We start from the raw sequence: 24,128 nt of genomic DNA on the forward strand, positions 1-24,128 counted from the left end.
AAATTGAATTTTTAATAAATTTAAAAGTTATGATATAATTTACTTAATTATAAACAATATTTTTGTAAACATTTTTTAAAAATATAAAATATATAATAACATTATATGAAAAATATTAATCCTACAAAAACTTCTTCTTGGAAATATTTAAAAAAACATTTTCAAGAAATAAAAAAATTAAATATTAATACTCTCTTTATAAAAAATCCAAATAGATTTAAACAATTTTCTATTAATTTTGATAATAGAATTCTTTTCGATTATTCAAAAAATATTATTAATCAAACAACTTTAAATTATTTAATAAATTTAGCAAAAGAAACTAAATGTTTTGATGCTATTTATTCAATGTTTTATGGTAAAAAAATTAATTTTACTGAACAAAGATCTGTTTTACATACAGCATTAAGATATAATAATAATAATTTATTTTTAAATCATAAAGAAATATATAATAATATAGATAAAATTTTAAAAAAAATTAAAGATATTTCTAATAACATAATTTTAGAAAAATGGAAGGGTTATACAAATAAAAAAATAAAAAATATAATAAATATAGGAATAGGTGGGTCTCAATTAGGTCCTCTGATGGTAACAGAAACATTAAAAGAATATAAAAATAAACTAAATTTATTTTTTTTATCTAATATTGATTCTAATCAAATTATAAATATAATTAATAAAATTAAACCAGAAGAAAGTATTTTTATTATTGCTTCAAAAACTTTTAACACACAAGAAACAATAACTAATGCTTTAAGCATAAAAGAATGGTTTATTAAAAAAATAAATATAGATTTAAATAAAGATATTTTTTCTAAACATTTTATTGCAGTTACAAATAATATAAATGCAGCAATAAAGTTTGGAATAGATGAAAGAAATATTTTGCCATTATTATCTGAAATAGGGGGGCGTTTTTCCTTATGGTCTTCTATTGGATTAGTAATATCTTTATCTATTGGTTTTAATAATTTTAAAAAATTATTACAAGGAGCAAATAAAATGGATTATCATTTTTTTTCTACCCCATTAGATAGAAATATCCCTGTTATTATGGCTTTAATTAGTATTTGGTATAATAATTTTTGGAATTCCGAAACAGAAGCCATAATCCCCTATTGTGATAATATGCGTTTTTTACCATCATACTTACAGCAATTAAATATGGAATCTAATGGGAAATCAATAGATAGAAATGGGGATAAAATATCCTATCAAACTAGTTCTATTATATGGGGTGATGTAGGTACAAATAGTCAACATTCTTTTTTTCAAATGTTACATCAAGGTACTAAATTAATTCCATGTGATTTTATTGCGGCAGCTATTCCTTATAATAATAAATATAAAGATCATCATACTAAACTTATTGCAAATTATATTGCTCAAACAAAAGCACTAGCTTTTGGTAATATTAATAATATATATAAAAAAGATAAAGATAAGATATATAAATATTGTTTGGGAAATAAACCTAGTAATTCTATTTTTTTAAAAAAAATTACTCCTTATAATTTAGGTTTATTAATTTCATATTATGAACATAAAGTTTTTATACAAGGTGTAATTTTAAATATATTTTCGTTTGATCAATGGGGGGTTGAACTAGGGAAAAAAATAACTAATTTTTTAGTTGAAAATATAGATGAAAATATCCAAGAAAAAATAACCAAATATGATTGTTCTTCTAAAGGGATAATTGATTTTTATAAAAATTTTAATTAAAATTTATTTAAAAATATTATTAATAATTAAAATATTTTATTTTTTAATATATTTTTTTTTAAATTTTGAACGTAATCTTTTTTTGTAAAATTTTTTTACAATTAATAATTCAAAACTAATATTTTTATTTAAAATTTTAATATTTTGAGAATATTTTAAAATATTTTTTTTAATTATAGGAGTTAATTCAATAGTAGAATAATTATTAAATAATTTTATATTACCTAAATCATTACTATTTATTTTTAACTCATTAATAATTGCTCCTACAATATGACGTACTTCTACTTTATCTTTTTTACCTATATTAATACGATATATATCCATATATTTTTTTATTCTTTTATTTTTATTAAAGTTTGATTTTCTATTAAATACCTTATTATAAGGGATCGGTTCAGGAGGTAAAATTAAAGGTCTTTTACTTTGAGATAATTTTAATAAAATTGTAATTAATATTTCTTTATTTATATTATTTTCAACAATTAAAGTTGATATAATTTCTTTATATTTAATTAAATCTACATTATTTATATACTTTGATTCTTCTTTTATTTTTTTTATTAGATTTTCTATTCTCTTTTGATATAAAATTGTATTATTAGGTAATAATATTTCATTAATATTACATTTTATTTTATATTCAATATTTTTAAGTAATCTTTTTTCTTTATATTCGATAAATGATAAAGATTTACCTTGCCTTCCTGCTCTACCAGTTCTTCCAATACGATGAATATATGATTCTATATCCATAGGAATATCATAATTTATAACTAAATCAATTCTATTTACATCTAATCCTCTTGCTGCAATATCAGTAGCAATTAAAACATCTAATTTTCCGTTTCTAAATCTTTCTAATGTTTTTTCTCTATTATTTTGATTCATATCTCCATTTAATGCTGCACTATTATAATTGTATTGTTTTAATATATCAGCAATTTCTATTGTAGAAGTTTTAGTTTTAACAAAAATTAAAGCTGCAGTAAAATTTTCAGTTTCTAAAAATTTCATTAAAGCATCTATTTTTTTACTATTAATTAACCAATAGGTTTGTTTGATATCTGGTATTGTTTTTATATTAGTCTTTATAAATATTTCATGTGGATGAACCATAAATTTTTTAGTTATATTTTTAATTCTTTTCGGCATAGTTGCAGAAAATAATGAAGTTTGATGTTTTTTTGGTATTGTAGATAATATTTTTTCTACATCTTCAATAAACCCCATTCTTAACATTTCATCTGCTTCATCTATTACTAAACTAGTTAATTTAAATAAATTAACAGTTTTTCTTTTAATGTGATCTAATAAACGTCCTGGGGTAGCTACAATAATTTGAACTCCTAATTTTAACCGTTTAAATTGTACTTGATAAGATTGCCCTCCATATAATGCTAAAATACTAATTCCATTTAAATATTTTGCAAATAATAAAGCAGCTTTAGTTACCTGTATTGCTAGTTCTCTAGTTGGAGTCAAAATCAATATTTGAGTTTTCTTTATAGATAAATTTAAATTATTTAATAATGGTAATATAAATGCAGCGGTTTTACCACTACCTGTTTGTGCTATTCCTAATACATCTTTTGATGATAATAAATATGGAATACATTTTTTTTGTATAGGGGATGGTTCTATATATCCTATATCGTTTAATGCTTTTAAAATAAACTTATTTAAACCAAATTGAGTGAAATTAGTAATATTTATCATATAATATATATGCCTATTTAAAATAAATAAATAATTATAAAACTGATATAAGTAATTATCTAATAATTATTAGATGGGATTATGAAAAATAATAATTATATTATAATTATGTTTATAATAACAAAACATAATTATAAATATTAAAAATTATTTTATATAAATAAAATTTTACAATTAATTTTTTATTAATTATTATAATATTAAATATTTAACTATTGGAAAATATTATTTATAAAAATAATTTATATAATTATCTATAATAACTTTATTTATAATAAAATTTAAAAGTTAAATTTTATCAATAGTAGCTGCTTTAATACTTAATCTAATTCGTCCTTGTTTATCAATATCTGTAACTTTAACAAATACATTTTGTAATATTTGTAAATAATCACTTACTTTATTTACATGTTTATTTGTTATTTGAGAAATATGTACTAATCCTTCTTTACCATTACCTATGGAAATAAAAGCACCAAAATCAACAATACGTACTACTTTTCCATTATATATTTTCCCAACAATAATATCTGCTGTAATTTCTTTTATACGTTTAATTGCAAATTTAATTTTTTCATTATTTTTAGCTGCAATTTTAACTATTCCACTGTCTTCTATTTCAATAATAGTATCAGTTTCTTCTGTTAAAGCTCGAATAACAGATCCTCCTTTACCTATCATATCTTTAATTTTTTCTGGATTTATTTTTAATGTATAAATTCTTGGTGCAAATTCTGAAATATTTTTTCTGGGAGTAGAAATAGCTTGTTTCATTACTTTTAAAATATGTAATCTAGCTAATTTTGCTTGGAATAAAGCTAATTTTATTATTTTATAATTAATACCTTCTATTTTCATATCCATTTGTAATGCAGTAATTCCATTTTTAGTGCCTGCTACTTTAAAATCCATATCACCTAAATGATCTTCATCTCCTAAAATATCTGATAATATTATAAAATTATTATTTTCTTTTATTAATCCCATAGCAATACCTGCTACAGCATTATTAATTGGAATGCCAGCATCCATCATCGCTAATGATGCGCCACATACTGAAGCCATAGAAGATGATCCATTAGATTCTGTTATTTCAGATACAATCCTTATTGTATAAGGGAAAATATCTATGTTAGGCATGACTGGGATTAAAGATTTTTTAGCTAAATTTCCATGACCAATTTCACGTCTTTTAGGTGAACTCATCATACCAACTTCACCAACAGAATAGGGGGGGAAATTATAATGAAATAAAAAATTATCTGTTTTATTGTTTAATAAATCATCTAATGATTGAGCATCTCTATTAGTTCCTAATGTAGCTGTAACTAAAGATTGTGTTTCACCTCTTGTAAATAAAGCAGAACCATGTGTTCTTGGAAGAACACCTATACGTACATCTAAATTACGTATCATATCATGTTCACGACCATCAATTCTTAAATTTTTATTTATTATGTTTTTTCGAACTATTTTTTTTTCTAATTCATAAAAAATTTCATTTAAATGATAAAGAGAAATATTTTCATACTCCTTTTCTTTTTTCACTAATTCAAGAATTTTATGTTTTATTGAATCAATTTCATTCATTCTATATTTTTTTTCTTTAATATCATATGCTTTTACTAATTTTTTATAAGATAAAAGATAAATTTTTTCTTTAAGCTGCTCATTTAAAGGATATAAAATCCATGTATGAGATTTTTTTTTTATTTTATTAGATAGTTCAATAATATTATTAATTAAAATTTGTTGTTCATTATGTCCATATATTATAGCATTTAGAATTTGATCTTCGGTTAATAAATTAGATTTAGCTTCTACCATTAAAATAGCTTTTCTAGTACTAGTAACAATTAGATCTAATGTACTATTTTTCATGTCTTTAATATTAGGATTTAATACATATTTATTATTAATATAGCCAACACGTGCTGTACCAAATGGTCCATTAAATGGTATACCAGCTAAATTAAGGACGGTAGATGCACCTATAATAGCAACAATATCTGGATTAATTTCAGGATTTATAGACATTACAGTTGCAATTATTTGTGTTTCATTTAAAAAACCTTTTTTAAATAAAGGTCTTATAGGACGATCAATTAAACGAGAAATTAGAATTTCATTTTCATTCGGACGTCCCTCTCTACGAAAAAAATTACCAGGAATACGACCAGCAGCATATAATTTTTCTTGATAATGCACAGATAAAGGGAAAAAATTTTGTTCTAATTTTACTTCATTATCTACGACTAAAGTAACAAAAACAGCAGTATCATCAATACTCACCATTACAGATGATGTTGCTTGTCTAGCTATCATCCCTGTTTCAATAGTTACAGTATTATTACCATAACGAAATCTATGAATAATCGGGTTTAACAAAATAAATATCCTTTAATAAAAATTTTTTATATTAAAAATAATAAATTAATTTTTAAAATCTCTAATTAATACAGATTAATATTAAAATATTTTTATCTTCTTAAACCTAAATTTTCAATTAATATATTATAATCACATAAATTTTTTTTTTTAAAATAATTTAATAATTTTCTACGTTGTGATATCATATTTAATAGTCCTCGACGACTGTGATGATCTTTTTTATGAATAGCAAAATGTTTATTTAGATAATTAATTTTACATGTTAATAAAGCTATTTGTACTTTAGTTGATCCTTTGTCTTTATTATGATTTTCATATTTTTTTATAATTTTTATTTTTTGTACTGTATTAAAACACATAACTTAACTCCTAACTCCATTACATTAGTTATAAATTGATAATTTTGATTAATAATTATAAGATTATAGAATTTTTTTAAAAATATAGAATATTTTTAATTTATATAATGAATATTAATTTTGTTTTTACTATTTATTTCTAATAAAATTTAGATATATTACTTATATTATTATTAATAAACAATAACTTTTTTTATCAAAAAATATTTAATTTATAAATTTTGATATTTTATAATTAATTTTTTTAATTATTTAATAATTTCATATTTTTATAAAAAAATTCTCCTTTATTTTTAATGCAATATATATAAGATCACTATATCTAATCTCTTTTTTTAAAAAATTAATTATTTCAATAAAATATTTTATAGAGATATTAGCATTTTTTCTTTTAATAAGAAAATTATATTTATCTTTAGTATTTTTTATTAAAAATAGTAAATAAATTTTATTTAAATTAATTAAATATTTATAAAATTTATTATTTTATTATAAAATAATAATAGATTATTATATCAATAATGTTAAATACTTAATAAAATAAAATATTTTTATCTATATTATTTTTTATATTTAAAATATTTTAATATATTAAATAATTTTATTAGATATCTTAAATTTTATAAATTTAGTTAAAAAATAATAAAATATTTTTGTTTTTTTAAAATCTTATATTTAAAAAAATAATTATAGTGATAATTATTTTTTTTGAATTTTTAAATTATTCAAAATATTACTAATATATTTACCTTCTTTAAAAGAAGAATCTAAAAAAAATTTTATTTTTGGTATTTTACGTAATTTTATTTTTTTTTTAAGCATATATCTAATATATTCTGTAGTTTTATTTAAATAAAAAAATGAATTTTTTTTATTTTTTAATTTTTCTTCTTTATATGATAATATTATAAAAATTTTTGCATATGAAAAATCTTTTGAAATTACTATATCAGTAACGGTACAAAATTTATTTATTCTAATATCATTAATATTATGTTGTAATATTTTTGCTATTTGTTTTTTTAATTCATATGCAATTCGTTGATTACGATACAATAATATCCTCCCTTTTTTATATATATTTTATATTAAAATATTAAAATATATTATTTTTTTATAAGTTCAATTTTTTCGAAAATTTCTATTTTATCTCCAATATTAATATTATTAAAATTTTTAATACCTATACCACACTCCATTCCATTTCTTACTTCATTTACACTTTCTTTAAATCTTCTTAAAGAATCTATAATTCCTTTATAAATAATTTTATTATCTCTCACTAATTTAATTAAATTATTACGTTTTATTATTCCAAATGTTACTATACATCCAGCAATAATCCCAATTTTAGGGATAGTAAAAATACTTCTAACTTTTGCTAATCCTAAGATTGATTCCTTATATTTAGGTATTAAAATTTTTTGTATATATTTTTTCATATATTTAATTAAATCATAAATAATAGTAAAAAATATTACTTGTATATTTTCTATTTTTATTATATTTTTTACAATATTATTTGCTTTAACATTAAATCCAATAATAATTAAATGTTTTTTAGAATTAGCAATTGCCATTGAAATATCTGTTTCAGTAATTTCACCAACACCAGAATAAATAATTTTTATATTTATCTGATCATTAGATAAATTGATTAATGTATTTTTAATAGCTTCAATGGATCCTTGAACATCTGTTTTCACTAAAAGATTTATTTCATGAATATTTTTATTGTTTAAATTTAAAAATCCTTTTCTGATTTTTTTTTGTTTATTAGCTAATGTTATTTCTCTATATTTATTTTTTCTATATAATGCTATATCTTTAGCTTGTTTTTCATATTTTACTACTATTAAATCATCTCCAGCATATGGAACTTCTGATAAACCTAAAATTTTAATAGGAGTTGATGGTCCTGCTTGTAAAACATCTAAACCTTTACTATTAATTAATCCTTTTATTTTTCCATAAGTATAACCACAAAGTGTTATATCACCTTTTTTTAAAATTCCTTCTTTAATGATAACACTAGCTATAGGACCTTTTCCTTTATCTAAATAAGACTCAATAACTGTACCTTTAGCATTTCCCTCATTAAAAGATTTTAATTCTAACATTTCTGCTTGTAATAAAATAGCATTCAATAAATTATTTATACCTTCACCAGTTTTAGCAGAGATTTTAACAAATATATTTTCTCCCCCCCATTCTTCTGAAAGAATATTATATCGGCTTAATTCATTTTTTATCTTTTCAAAATTTGAGATTTTTTTATCAATTTTATTTATTGCTACTATTATTGATACTTTTGTTTTTTTTGCATGTTGAATAGCTTCTATAGTTTGTGGCATTACTCCATCATCAATTGCAATAACTAATACTATTATATCAGTAATTTTACTACCTCTATATCTCATTGAAGTAAAAGATTCATGTCCTGGAGTATCAATAAATGTTATTTGTTTATTATTAAATTTTATTTCATATGCATTTATATATTGAGTAATCCCCCCAGCTTCTTTTTTAGTTATATTACTTGAAAAAATATAATCTAATAATGAAGTTTTTCCATGATCTACATGCCCCATAATGGTCACTATTGGAGGTCTTACTATAGAGATTCGATTAATAGAAGAATTTTTATCATTAATTAATGATTTTTCTATATCATTTTCGCAACGTAATATAACTTTATGACCCATTTCTTCTGCTATTAATTGAGCTGTTTCTTGATCTAATTTTTGATTAATATTAGAAAATTTTTCTCCCATATTAATCATAATTTTTATTAATTCTGTACTTTTAACAGCCATTTTATTCGATAATTCAGTAATACTAATAGTATCATTAATAATGATATTACGATTAACATTTTTAACTGGTTTACTAAAATTCTGATATAATTTAGAAATTTTTTTTTTATATTTATTATTAATAATTTTTTTTTTATTATTTATTTTTCTATGAAAAATATCAGTGTTTATTTTTTTTTTATAATATTTTTTATTTTTATATATTTTTTTTTTCTTTAATTCTAAATTTTTTTTATAATCTATATTATAGTTTTTTTTATCATTATTTTTAATAAATGGTTTGCTTTTTTTTAAAGTTTTTTTTTTTAGTAAAACTTGATTATTAATTTTACTATTTTTTTGTAATAAATTTCTATTATTTTGAGATAAAATTTTTTTTTTATTATTTAATATATTATTTTTTTTTTTAATATTTAATAATTTTAAATTTTTTATTTTTTTATTTTTTAAATATATTAAAAAATTTTTTTTTTCTTCTTTATTAACTATATCATTTTCTAATTTATAAATACCTATATCAGAAAAATATTTAATTGTATTTTTTATTGAAATTTTCATTTCACTAGCTAATAATTTTATATTTATAACAGCATCTATCATGCTGTTTACTCCTCTTATCAAAATTAATTACGTATTATTTTTTTTATTAAACCAACAAAGATTACGTGCAGACATAATTATTTCACCTGCTTTTATTTGATCTAAATTATCTATATCAGATATATCTTCAATACTTTGCTCAGCTAATTTTTCAATTGTTAAAATGCCCTTATTTATTAATGATTCAGATAATTGATTATTAATTCCTTTTAATGTTAATAATTTTTTTTTAAATTGATTATTAATATTTTTTTTCTTAGCTAAAGGAAAATTAAAATTAATATTTTCTGCTAATTTTTTTATTTTTTTTAAATCACGAATTTTTAAACTAAAAGAATTAGTTATTTTACATAATTTCTCAATTGGAGTTGATATTAATTCTTTGAAAGAAGAAATATTTCCATCTTCAACTATTTTTTTTGACAATTCATAATTAATATTTAAGTGTTTCATAAACATATTTATGATATTATTTTTTTCTTTTTTATATTTATGATATAAATCATGTTTAGTCATAACATTCAATTCCCAACCACTTAATTGTGATGCTAAACGAATATTTTGTCCATTCCTTCCAATAGCTTGTGCTAAATTATTTTCTTCTACAATTATATCTATAACATGAATTTTTTTATTTAAAATTATTGATGATATATCAGCTGGTGACATAGCATTAATAATAAACTTTTCAGGATTAGAATCCCATAGTACAATATCAATACGTTCTCCATTTAATTCATTAGATATTGCTTGTACTCTAGCACCTCTCATTCCAACACATGCACCTACTGGATCTATTCTTTTATCATTGGTTTTAACAGCAATTTTTGCTCTAGATCCTGGATCTCTTGCAGCTGCTTTAATCTCAATTAATCCTTCTCCTATTTCAGGAACTTCAATATTAAATAATTCAATTAGCATTTGTATTCTAGATCTACTGATAAATAATTGTGTTTCTTTGACATCTTCTTTGATATAAAATAATAAACCTCTTATTCTATCTCCTAATCTAAAATTTTCTCTAGGTAACATATCAGAACGTAAAATAACAGCATTTACACCATGACCTAAATCTAAATTTAGATGTCCTCTATTTACTTTCTTTACTATACCACTTAAAATTTTTCCTTCCTGTTTTTTAAATTGAGCTATAGTAATAGCTTTTTCTGCTTCTCTAACTTTATGAACAATAACTTGTTTAGCAGTTTGTGTAGTAATACGATCAAAATCAATAGAATTAATTTGGTCATAAATATAATCTCCTAAATTAAGACTATTATCTTCAATACGTGCTGCATCTAATGTAATTTCTTTTGTAGGAAAATTTACTTTTTTAACAATTAGCCATCTTCTAAAAGTATTAAAATTACCATTTTTACGATCAATATTTACTAATACTTCTATATCTTGCTCATATTTTTTTTTTGTAGCACTAGCTAAAGCACTTTCCATAGCTTCAAATATTTTTTCACGAGGTAAAGATTTTTCATTAGAAACTGCTTCAATAACAGCTAACATTTCTTTATTCATCCTAGTTATCCTCAAATATTTAATTCTGAAAATTAGAAAACTAGATAATATTAAAATATTACAACAAATATTGTATATTAAATTTTTTTTTTAAAAATTTATTTTGAATATAAATACAATTATTTAAATAAAATTAATTTATCAATATTTTGATTTAATTTATAAATATATAAAAAAAGTATTTTAGATATTAAAATCAGATTAATTTATTTTTATATAAAATATAACTTAGGATTAAATATAATGTGGTATTTGGTTGCGGGAGTTGGATTTGAACCAACGACCTTCGGGTTATGAGCCCGACGAGCTACCAAACTGCTCCACCCCGCGTCTACTTTAATGATACTATATGATATGCTAAAAAAATAAATAATGCAAGAATAATTTTGATACCGAAGACGGGATTTGAACCCGTAAACCCAAAATAGGGCACTACCACCTCAAGGTAGCGTGTTTACCAATTTCACCACCTCGGCAAACTTTATTATACTTAAATTTTATTTTTCACTATATTATTCAATTTAATATTTTTAATATATTTTTTTACATTAATATGACTTAATAATAAACTAATTATAAAAAATAAAGATGCAAGAAGAATAATACTTTTAGTTAATATTTTATTAGACATATTTGTATTAAAAGGTGATTTTGTATTACTTGATGACGCACTAATATCTATATCATCATTATCTTGAAACATAATAATACTAACTAAAAAAAATGAAACAAAAATAAATAAAATTAATAATAATTTATACATAAAAAACTAAAAAAATATCTTTTTAATTATTAATTATTTTAATTATATATTAATTAATAATAATTACAATATAATTTTTAATTTTATAAAAAAAAATTATTTTTTATATATTTTTTATTTTATTAGCTGTTATATTAATTTTATTTTTATTTTTTCCTTTAATAAAAATTCTAATTATAGGTTCATTACCTAATTTTATTAAAAAAAAAATTTCATTTTTATTTAAATTATTTTTTAAATTTTTAAAAAATTATTTTTTTAAAGAGAAATTAATAATTTTTTGAGGAAATAAATATATTTTATGATGTAAATCATACAAATTTTTATTTATATTTACTTATAATATTTAAAATTTCTATCCTAGCTAAAAGAGCATCTCTAGTTGTATTTTATTTAATAAAATTATATGTCCAGAAGATACAGCACTAAATTGACATTTTTTCTTATTAACATATTAAAAATAAATTTATCTCCAATATTAGTACATATAAATGGGATCCCGATATTATTTAATTATAATTTTAAATCTAAAATACTCATTTTAGTTCTAATAACACCTGTTTTTAACAAATTTTTATTATTTTAAACAATATTTAAAAATTACATAAATTATTTGATCATCATTTCCTATATTACTTTAATGATTTAACATAATTAATTTATCAATATCACTATAATAAGAAAAAGCTAAATTTGCTTTATATTTAAAAATTTTTTTCTTTAAAATTTTTAAATTAGTATATCCATATTTATGATTTATATTAATTCCATTTAGATTAGTTCCTAAAAATATAATTTAATTATTAAATTTTTTAAAAATTTTAGGAACTATATTAAAAATAGCTTAATTAGTACAATTTATAATAATTTTTAATACATTCAAATAATACCGTAAAAAACAGGTATAATATTTAATATATTGTTTTTTAGGTTTAGAAAAAATATGAAAATTATTTTTTTAGGTATTAATAATTGTGATGTTAATAAAATATTATTTATTTTGTTTTCTATATTTTTTTCTATTTGATTATTAATCATAATTTCATTAATAAATAGTTTAAAACCATTATAATAAAATGTATGATGTGATGTTAATATAATAAAACCTAAACGTTAAATAAGCTATTACAGGTAGATATTATACCTCAAATAAATAAGATTTAATCCAGAAATATTTAAATCTTGAGATATAATATTAGTTATATGGCCTGAAATTATTGTATATTGACCAATAATAATATTTTGATATTTTTTTTTAAAAAATATCTTTTCAATAACTATATCTAATTTAATAATAAAACTATAATTTATTTGTAATTTACCTAAAGTACATTTAATTTCATCTGTTCCAAAATATTTATGATATTTCATATTATATACTCTTTTTTTTATAAAATATCATAAAATTATTTATTTTTTTAAATTTTTTCTTTTTTTTCATAATCAGGAGGTCTAACTTCTTTTCTAGCCATTAGATCATCAATTTGCATTGAACTAATTGTTTCATATTTGATTAATGTATTTTTCATTTCATGTAAAATATCAATATTATCTTTTAGCATTTTAAATGCTCTATTATAATTTTCTTCTATTAAATATTTAACTTCTTGATCAATAATTTTCGCTGTTTCATCAGACATATGTTTTGCTTTAGCTACTGATCTACCTAAAAAAATTTCACCTTCTTCTTCTGAATATAATAAAGGACCTAATTTTTTAGAAAAACCCCATTGTGTGACCATATTTCTTGCAATATTAGTAGCAACTTTAATATCATTAGATGATCCTGTGGATACATATTTTTCTCCATAAATTATTTCTTCAGCAATTCTACCTCCATATAAAGTAGATATTTTACTTTCTAATTTTTGTCTACTCATACTAATAATATCAATTTCAGGTAAAAAAAATGTTACTCCTAATGCTCTTCCTCTAGGAATAATTGTTACTTTATGTACTGGATCATGATCCGGAACTAATCTACCTATAATAGCATGTCCTGCTTCATGATAAGCTGTTGCTTCTTTTTGTTTTTCAGTCATTACTAAAGAACGTCTTTCTGCCCCCATCATAATTTTATCTTTTGCTTTTTCTAATTCTAACATAGAAACATAATTATAATTATGACGTGCCGCTAATAAAGCAGCTTCGTTTATTAAATTAGCTAAATCAGCTCCTGAAAAACCTGGAGTCCCTCTTGCTAAAATTTTTAAATTAACATCTTTTGAGATAGGTACATTTTTTATATGTATTTTTAATACTTGTTCTCTTCCTCTTATATCTGGTAACCCAACAATAACTTGTCTATCAAAACGTCCAGGTCTTAAAAGAGCGGGATCTAATACATCAGGACGATTAGTAGCTGCAATTACAATAATATTTTCATTATTATTAAATCCATCCATTTCTACTAACATTTGATTTAATGTTTGTTCTCTTTCATCATGTCCTCCTCCTAATCCAGCTCCTCTTTGTCTCCCTACCGCATCTATTTCATCAATAAAAATAATACATGGAGCTAATTTTTTAGCTTTATTAAACATATCTCTTACTCTTGAAGCACCTACACCTACAAACATTTCTACAAAATCAGAACCTGAAATAATAAAAAATGGCACTTTTGCTTCGCCAGCAATAGCTTTTGCTAATAAAGTTTTTCCTGTTCCTGGAGGACCTACCATTAAAATACCTTTAGGGATTTTTCCACCTAATTTTTGAAATTTTTTAGGTTCTTTTAAATAATCTACTAATTCTCTAACTTCTTCTTTTGCTTCATCACATCCTGCAACATCATTAAAAGTAATTTTTATTTGATCTGCTGTAAGTATTTGTGCTTTACTTTTACCAAAAGATAAAGCCCCTTTACTACTATTTTGTAATTGGCGAATAAAAAAAATCCATATTCCAATCAATAAACACATTGGAAACCATGAAATAAAAATAGATAATAATATGCTAGGTTTTTGTAGAGGTTCTCCTAAAATTTTAATTTTTTTTGAAAATAGTATTTTTAATAAATTTGGATCATGCATTGGTAAATAAGTAACATAATTACTATTATTTTTTCTAAATACACGAATTCTTCTACCATTAATACTTGTTTTAAGAATTTTGTTTTGGTTAATTTCGGATAAAAAAGTTGAATATGAAATTTGTTTTTTTTGATTAAGTTTATTTAGATTTAAACTCTGGAAAACAGATATTAATATGACTGTAATTGCTAACCAGAGAATTAGATTTTTTGCCATATCTTTCAAAAAGTAACCCCTTGTAACTTTATAGTATATTTTATATTAATTTTTATATCTTTTTGCAACAATATAAATTTCATTTGATTGAGATTTTGAAGCATTAGGTTTTCTAATATTAACAATTTCAAACATAGAATTAATTTTATTATAAAATTTTGTTAATCCTTTACCTTGAAAAGTTTTTACTAAAAAAGTTCCATTATGTTTTAATTTAGAATAACATAATTTTAATGTTAATTCATTTAAATAAATAATCCGAGGTATATCTATTTCTTTTATCCCAGAAATATTCGGAGACATATCGGACATTATTATATGAACTTTTATTTTATTAAGTTTCGTTTTAATTTTATTAAAAAATATAGGATCACATATATTACCTTTATAAAAATAAACATTTGGAATATAATTCATAGGTAATATATCACATGCTATAATTTTTCCTTTATTACCAATTTTAAATGATGCAAAACTAGACCATCCTCCGGGAGAGGATCCTAAATCAATTATTTTCATATCTTTTTTAAATATTTTATCTATTTTCTCTATTTGTGCTAATTTAAACCATGATCGTGATCTATATTTATTAATATTTTTTTTAACTTTTTTTATATAAAAATCTTTAAAATTATTTTTTAACCATATTTTAGATTTTTTTTTTTTTTTATAATTCATAAAATTATTTATTAAAAAATAATAATTATTCTAATAGTAAAAATTACTATTTATAATTATATCAAAAAAAGGCGTTAAAAAAAAGTTTAATATATTTTATTTTATTTATTTAAATAAAAAAAATAAAAATTTTTAAAACTTACATATATTTTAATTAGCATTTAATAATTCAGTTAAATTAGCAGCAGCAGAATCTGCTGAAGAAATGTTATTGATTTTTTTGTCAATCTTTTTTTTACTAATACGATTTGTATGATAAGAATATCCAGTTCCTGCAGGAATTAATCTACCTACAATTACATTTTCCTTTAATCCTTTTAATTCATCACTTTTACCTGCGACAGAAGATTCTGTTAACACTCTAGTTGTTTCTTGAAAAGAAGCTGCTGAAATAAAAGAAGAAGTTGCTAAAGATGCTTTAGTAATACCTAATAAATCACGATTATATCGCGCAATATTTTTTCCTTGATCTTTTAATTTTTTATTTTCTATATCAATTATAGAAACTTCTAATTGCTCTCCTTCTAAAAAAATAGAATCTCCCATTTTAGTTATAGTAGCTTTACGTAACATTTGACGTATAATAACTTCTATATGTTTATCATTAATTTTTACTCCTTGTAATCGATAAACATCTTGCACTTCATTAATTATATAATTAGTAACAGCGTTTACCCCTCTTAATCTTAAGATATCATGTGGAGATTCTGGCCCATCTGAAATAATATCACCTTTATTAATTAATTCTCCTTCAAAAATATTTAATTGTCTCCATTTTGGAATCATTTCTTCATATGGTTCTATATCTGAATTCATAGGAGTAATGATTATTCTTCTTTTTCCTTTTGTTTCCTTACCAAAAGAAATAATACCACTAATTTCTGCTAAAATAGCAGCATCTTTAGGTTTACGTGCTTCAAATAAATCTGCTACTCTTGGGAGCCCACCAGTAATATCTTTCGTACCTCCTGATTCTTGTGGTACTTTAGCTAAAATATCTCCTATATTAATCATACTTTCATCTTTTAAATGAATAATAGATTTATTAGGTAGAAAATAATGTGCTGGCATATCTGTTCCAGGTATGATTATATCTTCATTATTTTCATTTAAAATTTTAATCATAGGTCTAAAATCTCGACCTATAGAGGGTCTTTCTGAAGTATCTAATACAACAAAAGATACTAATCCTGTTAAATCATCTGTTTGTTTTATAACTGTTTGTCCTTCTAACATATCAACAAATTTGATTTTACCACTGACTTCAGTAATAATGGGCATAGTATGAGGATCCCAATATGAAACTATCTCTCCAGCAATAATATTAGATCCATTTTTTTTTGTTATAATTGCTCCATATGGTATTTTATAACTTTCTATAATTTTATTTAAATTATCAACTACTTTTAATTCGGCATTTCTTGAAATTACTACTAATTTATTAGTATTGTTTATAACTGATTTTGTATTTATTAATCTAATAATTCCATTATCTTTTACTTGTATACTAGATTCTGCTGCAGATCTTGAAGCTGCCCCCCCAATATGAAAAGTTCTCATTGTTAATTGAGTACCTGGTTCTCCAATAGATTGAGCTGCAATAACACCTATAGCTTCTCCTTTATTTATAATATGTCCTCTAGCTAAATCACGACCATAGCAATATGAACATACACCAAAAGAAGTTTCACAACAAACAACAGATCTAACTTTAATATTATCAATTGCATATTGTTCTAATATATTACAATATTTTTCATTTAATAAAGTATTTCTATAAATTAATACTGTTTTACCATCTGTTTTTAAAACATCTTCAGCTGTAACTCTACCTAAAACTCTCTCTCTTAATGATTCTTTTATATCTCGCCCGGTTATTATTGAGGAAATTCTTATTCCACCTAAAGTCGAACAATCATCTTCAGTTATAACTAAATCTTGTGCTACATCAACTAATCTTCTAGTTAAATATCCAGAATTAGCTGTTTTTAAAGCAGTATCCGCTAATCCTTTTCTAGCACCATGAGTAGAAATAAAATATTGTAAAACATTTAATCCTTCTCTAAAATTAGCAATAATTGGAGTTTCAATAATAGAACCATCTGGTTTAGCCATTAATCCTCTCATCCCCGCTAACTGTCTAATTTGTGCTGCAGAACCTCTAGCTCCAGAATCTGCCATCATAAAAATATTATTGAAAGAACTTTGTTTAACTATATGTCCTTTTTGATTAGTTATATATTCAACTGACAAATTTTTCATCATAGCTTTAGCTACTTTTTCATTAGCAGAAGCCCAAATATCAATAACTTTATTATATCTTTCTCCTGCAGTAACAAGACCTGATTGAAATTGTTCTTGAATTTCATTAACTTCTAATTTTGCTTCATTAATGATTGAAGTTTTATTATTAGGAATAATAATATCATCTATCCCAACAGATGATCCTGATTTTGTTGCATACTGAAAACCAGTATACATAATTTGATCAGCAAAAATAACTGTAGATTTTAATCCTAAAATTCGATAACATATATTAAGAATATTAGAAATATCTTTTTTCCCTAAAGTTTTGTTTATCATATAGTATGGAATTCCTTTTGGAACTTGATTCCAAAAAATAGCTCTTCCAATTGTAGTATTAACAATAATGCTATTTTTAATCCATTCATTTGTTAATAAATTTTTGGTATATTCTTTAATTTTAACTTTAACACGAGCATGTAAGTCTACTTGACCTACATTATAAGCACGTTCAGCTTCTTTAGAATCCGTTAATATCATCCCCTCCCCATATGCATTAATTTTGTCTTTAGTCATATAATATATACCTAAAACAACATCTTGTGATGGTACAATAATTGGTTCTCCATTTGCTGGCGATAAAATATTATTAGTAGACATCATTAAAATTCTTGCTTCTAATTGAGCTTCTAATGTTAAAGGAATATGTACAGCCATTTGATCTCCATCAAAATCAGCATTATAAGCTGCGCATACTAAAGGATGTAATTGTATTGCTTTACCTTCAACTAAAATAGGTTCAAAAGCTTGGATCCCTAATCTATGTAAAGTAGGTGCTCTATTTAATAATATAGGATGTGCTTTAATTACTTCATCCAATATATCCCATACTACTGGTTCTTCTTTTTCTACCATTTTTTTTGCAGCTTTAATAGTTGTTGCAAAACCTTTAATTTCTAGTCTCCCATATATAAATGGTTTAAATAATTCTAATGCCATTTTTTTAGGCAAACCACACTGGTGTAAACGTAAATAAGGTCCTACGGTAATAACAGATCTTCCTGAATAATCAACTCTTTTTCCTAATAAATTTTGTCTAAATCTTCCTTGTTTACCTTTTATCATATCAGCTAGTGATTTTAAAGGTCGTTTATTTGAACCAGTAATTGCTTTACCTCTTCTACCATTATCTAATAATGCATCAACAGCTTCTTGTAACATTCTTTTTTCATTCTTGACTATAATATCAGGTGCGGATAATTCTAATAAACGTTTTAATCTATTATTACGATTAATAACTCTACGATATAAATCATTTAAATCTGATGTTGCAAATCTGCCCCCATCTAAAGGAACTAAAGGTCTTAAATCTGGTGGTAATACAGGTAATATATTCATTATCATCCATTCTGGTTTATTACCAGAATGTATAAAAGATTCTAATAATTTTATTCTTTTAGCTATTTTTTTCCTTTTAGTTTCTGAATTTGTATTACTTAATTCATTACGTAATATTTTACATTCTTGTTTTAAATTAATGTTTTTTAATAAATATTGTATAGCTTCAGCACCTATTTTAGCTTCAAATTCATCTCCAAATTCTTCTAATAAATCCATATACTGTTCTTCAGATAAAATTTGTTTTTTTTCTAATGTAGAAATCCCTTCTTTTACAACTACATACGATTCAAAATATAAAATTTTCTCTATATCTCTTAAAGGCATATTTAATAATAAACCTATCCTAGATGGTAAAGATTTTAAAAACCATATATGAGCAATTGGAGAAGCTAGTTCAATATGTCCCATCCTATCTCTTCTAACTTTAGTTTGTGTAACTTCAACCCCGCATTTTTCGCAAATAACACCCCGATGTTTTAGACGTTTATATTTTCCACATAAACATTCATAATCTTTAATAGGACCAAAAATACGAGCACAAAATAAACCATCTCTTTCTGGTTTAAAAGTACGATAATTAATTGTTTCAGGTTTTTTTACTTCTCCAAAAGACCAAGATTTTATCATATCAGAAGAAGCTAAAGAAAGTTTTATTGTATCAAATTCTTCTATTTTTTTTTGTGATTTTAAAAAATTAAATAAATCTTTCACAAATTTATTACCTCAATTATATTATAAACCAGTAAAATTTTAATATAAAAATTATTATTTATTTTCTAAATTTATATTTATACCTAATGAACGTATTTCTTTAAGTAAAACATTAAAAGATTCCGGAATATTAGCATCCATCTGATGATTACCATCAACAATATTTTTATACATTTTTGTTCTGCCATTAACATCATCAGATTTAATTGTTAACATTTCCTGTAAAGTATATGCTGCTCCATATGCTTCTAAAGCCCAAACTTCCATTTCACCAAATCTTTGGCCTCCAAATTGAGCTTTTCCACCTAATGGTTGTTGTGTTACAAGACTATATGATCCTGTTGACCTAGCATGCATTTTATCATCTACTAAATGATTTAATTTTAACATATACATATATCCGACAGTAACTGGTTTTTCAAAGGCTTCTCCTGTACGTCCATCATATAATTTTATTTGGCCAGAAACTGGTAAATTAGATAATTTTAATAATTCTTTTATTTCATTTTCTTGTGCTCCATCAAAAACTGGAGTAGCAATAGGCATTCCTTTTTTTAAATTATTTGCTAATAAAAATATTTCATTGTCAGTAAATTTATTTAAATTTATATTTTGACGTATATTATTTCCAATATTATATGCTTTATGTAAAAAATTACGTATTTTTTCTATGTTTTTTTGTTTTTTTAATAAGATATTAATACGATCACCAATACCTTTTGCAGCTAATCCTAAATGTGTTTCTAATATTTGTCCTATATTCATTCTAGATGGAACTCCTAAGGGATTTAAAATAATATCAACAGGTGTCCCATTTTTATCATAAGGCATATCTTCTATAGGGCAAATTTTAGAAATTACTCCTTTATTTCCATGCCTACCTGCCATTTTATCACCTGCTTGTATTTGTCTTTTTACGGCTAAATTTACTTTAATAATTTTTAAAATACCAGGTGCTAAATCATTTCCTTGTGTAATTTTTATTTTTTGTAATTTTATTTTTTTTTGAAAAATATTTTTTATTTCTTTATATTGATTTATAAAATCATCTAGTTGTTTTTGTTTTGATTTTTTTTCTAAAGATAAAGAAGTTACAAAATTTATGTCAAAGTTTGTTATATTCTCTTTTTTTAAAAAATTATTTTTTAATAAAAATTTTTTTATATTAAATAATATATTTTGTTCAAAAATTTTTTGTTCAACAAATAAATCTTCTTTAATTTGTTTTAATTGCATTTCTTCAATTTCTATAGTTCTTTTATCTTTTTTAACCCCATCTCTTGTAAAAATTTGTACATCAATAATAGTCCCATATACCCCATTTGGAACACGTAAAGAGGTATCTTTTACATCAGATGCTTTTTCACCAAAAATAGCACGTAATAATTTTTCTTCTGGTGATAATTGTGTCTCTCCCTTAGGAGTTACTTTTCCTACAAGAATATCTCCATTCTTTACTTCAGCTCCTATATATACAATTCCACATTCATCTAATTTAGATAAAGAAGATTCACTTACATTTGGGATATCAGATGTAATTTCTTCTGGGCCTAATTTAGTATCACGTGAAATACAAGATAATTCTTGTATATGTATAGTAGTAAATTTATCTTCTTGAACTACTTTTTCTGATAATAAAATAGAATCTTCAAAATTATAACCATTCCATGGCATAAAAGCTACTCTCATATTTTGTCCTAATGCCAACTCTCCTAAATCTGTTGCAGGGCCATCTGCTAAGACATCCCCTTTATTAATTAATTCACCTAAATTTACGCATGGTATTTGATTAATACACGTATTTTGATTTGATCTTACATATTTTTCTAAATGGTATATATCAATATTATCTAAATTGGTAAAAATATTATTTTCTTTTTTAATAATAATACGTGAAGAATCTACATAATGTACAATACCAGAATTTTTAGCAATAATAGTAACACCAGAATCTATTGCAACAATTCTTTCCATTCCAGTTCCTACTAAAGGTTTTTCTGTTTTTAATGTAGGTACTGCTTGTCGCTGCATATTTGCACCCATTAAAGCACGATTAGCATCATCATGTTCTAAAAAGGGTATTAAAGAAGCTCCAATAGAAACAATTTGTTGTGTTGAAACATCCATATAATGGACTTGTTCTCTTTTAAATAAACTTGATTCACTTTTATGACGACATATAACAAACTGCTCTTTGATATATTTATTATTATCAATATTAGTATTAGCTTGAGCAATAATAAAATTACTTTCTTCTATTGAAGATAAATAATGAATTTTATCAGTAATAAATCCATTTTTTACTAAAATATATGGAGATTCTAAAAACCCATATTGATTTGTTCTTGCATATACTGATAATGAATTTATTAAACCTATATTAGGTCCTTCAGGTGTTTCAATAGGACATATTCTACCATAGTGTGTGGGATGTACATCTCTAACTTCAAAACCAGCTCTCTCTCTAGTTAAACCACCTGGTCCTAAAGCAGATATACGACGTTTATGGGTAATTTCTGATAATGGATTATTTTGATCCATAAATTGTGATAATTGACTAGAACAAAAAAATTCTTTTAAAGCAGCAGAAATAGGTTTAGCATTTATCATATCTTGAGGCATTAAATTTTCTATATCTCCTAAAGATAATCTTTCTTTTACAGCTCTTTCAACCCGGATTAAACCTATACGAAATTGATTTTCAGCCATTTCTCCAATAGAACGAATTCTTCTATTTCCTAAATGATCAATATCATCGATATTTCCATTACCATTACGTATATTAATTAATTTTTTAATGACATCAATAATATCTTTTTTACTTAAAATACTAGTACCAAGAATAGACTCACGTGATAATGAAAGATTAAATTTCATTCTACCTACAGGTGATAAGTCATAACGATCTTCTACAAAAAATAATTTTTTAAATAATATTTCTGCAGCTTCTTTTGTAGGAGGTTCGCCTGGACGCATCATTCTATAAATTTCTACTAAAGCATCTAAACGATTATTTGTATTATCTAATTTTAATGTTTCTGAAATATAATTACCATGATCTAAATCATTAGTAAAAATAGTTTCAATAGTATCATGATTTTTAAAAATTTTATTAATTGTATCTATTGATAAAGGAGAATTAGCAGAAATAATTATTTCTCCTGTTGTTTTATTAACATAATCTTTTATAACTCTTTTGCCAATCATATATTCTATAGGTATATTTATAGATTTAACATGATCTTTTTTTAATTTATTAATATGACGTATTGTAATTCTCTTACCTTTTTCTATATAAATAATATTGTTATGTTTAATATCAAAAGTTGCTGTTTCTCCTCTTAATCTATCTGGTATTAATACCATTTTTATTTTATTATTTTTTATCTTATAAATATTTTTTTCAAAAAAGGTATCTAATATTTCTTCTATATCATAATCTAAAGCACGTAAAATAACTGTAACCGGTAATTTTCGTCTTCTATCTATACGTACAAAAATATTATCTTTAGGATCAAATTCAAAATCTAACCAAGATCCTCTATAAGGAATAATACGAGCATTATATAATATTTTCCCTGATGAATGTGTTTTACCTTTATCACTATCAAAAAAAACACCTGGACTTCTATGTAATTGTGAAACAACAACACGTTCAATACCATTAACTATAAAAGTCCCATTTTTTGTCATTAATGGTATTTCTCCCATATATACTTCTTGTTCTCTTATATTTTTAATTGATAATTCAGGTTTTTCTTTATCATAAACAATTAATCTTAATATTACTTTTATAGGAGCAGAATAAGTCATTCCTCTTGTATGACATTCTTTTACATTAAAAAGTGATGTTCCTAAATGATAATTTATATATTCTAATTTAGAATGTCCACTATAACTAGATATAGGGAAAATACTTTTGAATGCAGCTTCTAAC

The 24,128-nt window shown here is 22.7% G+C and carries 12 protein-coding genes, 2 tRNA genes and 1 pseudogene; 1 reads left to right on the top strand and 14 read right to left on the bottom strand.

Features of this window, described 5'->3' with window-relative positions; genetic code table 11:
* Window positions 1-105 precede the first annotated feature (105 nt).
* Window positions 106-1,731 carry a glucose-6-phosphate isomerase gene (gene pgi / locus GJU04_RS01525; RefSeq protein ID WP_168893141.1) on the top strand — a complete coding sequence of 542 codons (1,626 nt, stop codon included), beginning with the start codon at window positions 106-108 and terminating at the stop codon, window positions 1,729-1,731.
* 36 nt (window positions 1,732-1,767) lie between these two features.
* On the opposite strand, the gene GJU04_RS01530 is transcribed toward pgi, so the two are convergent.
* From GJU04_RS01530 to rpoB, 14 genes and pseudogenes are all read right to left on the bottom strand, one after another.
* Window positions 1,768-3,450: a DEAD/DEAH box helicase gene (locus tag GJU04_RS01530; protein ID WP_168893142.1), complete on the bottom strand. Its 1,683-nt coding sequence runs from the start codon at window positions 3,448-3,450 to the stop codon at window positions 1,768-1,770.
* 288 nt (window positions 3,451-3,738) lie between these two features.
* The gene (gene pnp, locus GJU04_RS01535; protein ID WP_168893143.1) at window positions 3,739-5,838 is read right to left on the bottom strand and encodes a polyribonucleotide nucleotidyltransferase; all 2,100 of its coding nucleotides are present in this window, start codon (window positions 5,836-5,838) and stop codon (window positions 3,739-3,741) included.
* A gap of 92 nt (window positions 5,839-5,930) precedes the next feature.
* Window positions 5,931-6,200 carry a 30S ribosomal protein S15 gene (rpsO, locus tag GJU04_RS01540; RefSeq protein ID WP_168893144.1) on the bottom strand — a complete coding sequence of 90 codons (270 nt, stop codon included), beginning with the start codon at window positions 6,198-6,200 and terminating at the stop codon, window positions 5,931-5,933.
* A 699-nt stretch (window positions 6,201-6,899) separates the two neighbouring features.
* Window positions 6,900-7,256, bottom strand: a complete 357-nt coding sequence (rbfA, locus tag GJU04_RS01545) for a 30S ribosome-binding factor RbfA (RefSeq protein WP_168893145.1) — start codon at window positions 7,254-7,256, stop codon at window positions 6,900-6,902.
* Window positions 7,257-7,306: 50 nt separating this feature from the next.
* Window positions 7,307-9,616 (bottom strand): translation initiation factor IF-2, encoded by a 2,310-nt coding sequence (gene infB, locus GJU04_RS01550; protein ID WP_211080565.1) that lies wholly within the window; start codon window positions 9,614-9,616, stop codon window positions 7,307-7,309.
* Between the two features lie 27 nt (window positions 9,617-9,643).
* Window positions 9,644-11,146 carry a transcription termination factor NusA gene (nusA, locus tag GJU04_RS01555; RefSeq protein WP_168893146.1) on the bottom strand — a complete coding sequence of 501 codons (1,503 nt, stop codon included), beginning with the start codon at window positions 11,144-11,146 and terminating at the stop codon, window positions 9,644-9,646.
* Window positions 11,147-11,399: 253 nt separating this feature from the next.
* Window positions 11,400-11,476 (bottom strand) — tRNA-Met (locus tag GJU04_RS01560).
* 60 nt (window positions 11,477-11,536) lie between these two features.
* Window positions 11,537-11,622 (bottom strand) — tRNA-Leu (locus tag GJU04_RS01565).
* A gap of 14 nt (window positions 11,623-11,636) precedes the next feature.
* A complete protein-coding gene (gene secG, locus GJU04_RS01570) occupies window positions 11,637-11,909 on the bottom strand; it encodes a preprotein translocase subunit SecG (RefSeq protein ID WP_168893147.1) in 273 nt (90 codons plus the stop codon).
* A 1,125-nt stretch (window positions 11,910-13,034) separates the two neighbouring features.
* Window positions 13,035-13,280, bottom strand: coding sequence for a hypothetical protein (locus tag GJU04_RS01575; RefSeq protein WP_168893148.1), 246 nt, complete (start codon window positions 13,278-13,280; stop codon window positions 13,035-13,037).
* A 74-nt stretch (window positions 13,281-13,354) separates the two neighbouring features.
* Window positions 13,355-15,157, bottom strand: a pseudogene (gene ftsH, locus GJU04_RS01580) (ATP-dependent zinc metalloprotease FtsH); the annotation flags it as partial.
* A 45-nt stretch (window positions 15,158-15,202) separates the two neighbouring features.
* On the bottom strand, window positions 15,203-15,835 hold the full coding sequence (locus GJU04_RS01585) for an RlmE family RNA methyltransferase (RefSeq protein ID WP_168893150.1): 633 nt from the start codon (window positions 15,833-15,835) through the stop codon (window positions 15,203-15,205).
* A 150-nt stretch (window positions 15,836-15,985) separates the two neighbouring features.
* On the bottom strand, window positions 15,986-20,191 hold the full coding sequence (gene rpoC / locus GJU04_RS01590) for a DNA-directed RNA polymerase subunit beta' (protein WP_168893151.1): 4,206 nt from the start codon (window positions 20,189-20,191) through the stop codon (window positions 15,986-15,988).
* 54 nt (window positions 20,192-20,245) lie between these two features.
* Window positions 20,246-24,128: DNA-directed RNA polymerase subunit beta (gene rpoB / locus GJU04_RS01595; protein WP_246208779.1), on the bottom strand; the 3,883-nt coding region annotated here is incomplete at its 5' end.

This window comes from Enterobacteriaceae endosymbiont of Donacia marginata (assembly GCF_012567685.1).
Taxonomy (GTDB): domain Bacteria; phylum Pseudomonadota; class Gammaproteobacteria; order Enterobacterales; family Enterobacteriaceae.

Bases quoted from the DNA above. Each gene is read 5' to 3' on its own strand.
- pgi (WP_168893141.1), top strand. From the start codon at position 106: ATGAAAAATATTAATCCTACAAAAACTTCTTCTTGGAAATATTTAAAA.
- GJU04_RS01530 (WP_168893142.1), bottom strand. From the start codon at position 3,450: ATGATAAATATTACTAATTTCACTCAATTTGGTTTAAATAAGTTTATT.
- rpsO (WP_168893144.1), bottom strand. From the start codon at position 6,200: ATGTGTTTTAATACAGTACAAAAAATAAAAATTATAAAAAAATATGAA.
- infB (WP_211080565.1), bottom strand. From the start codon at position 9,616: ATGATAGATGCTGTTATAAATATAAAATTATTAGCTAGTGAAATGAAA.
- nusA (WP_168893146.1), bottom strand. From the start codon at position 11,146: ATGAATAAAGAAATGTTAGCTGTTATTGAAGCAGTTTCTAATGAAAAA.
- secG (WP_168893147.1), bottom strand. From the start codon at position 11,909: ATGTATAAATTATTATTAATTTTATTTATTTTTGTTTCATTTTTTTTA.
- GJU04_RS01575 (WP_168893148.1), bottom strand. From the start codon at position 13,280: ATGAAATATCATAAATATTTTGGAACAGATGAAATTAAATGTACTTTA.
- GJU04_RS01585 (WP_168893150.1), bottom strand. From the start codon at position 15,835: ATGAATTATAAAAAAAAAAAAAAATCTAAAATATGGTTAAAAAATAAT.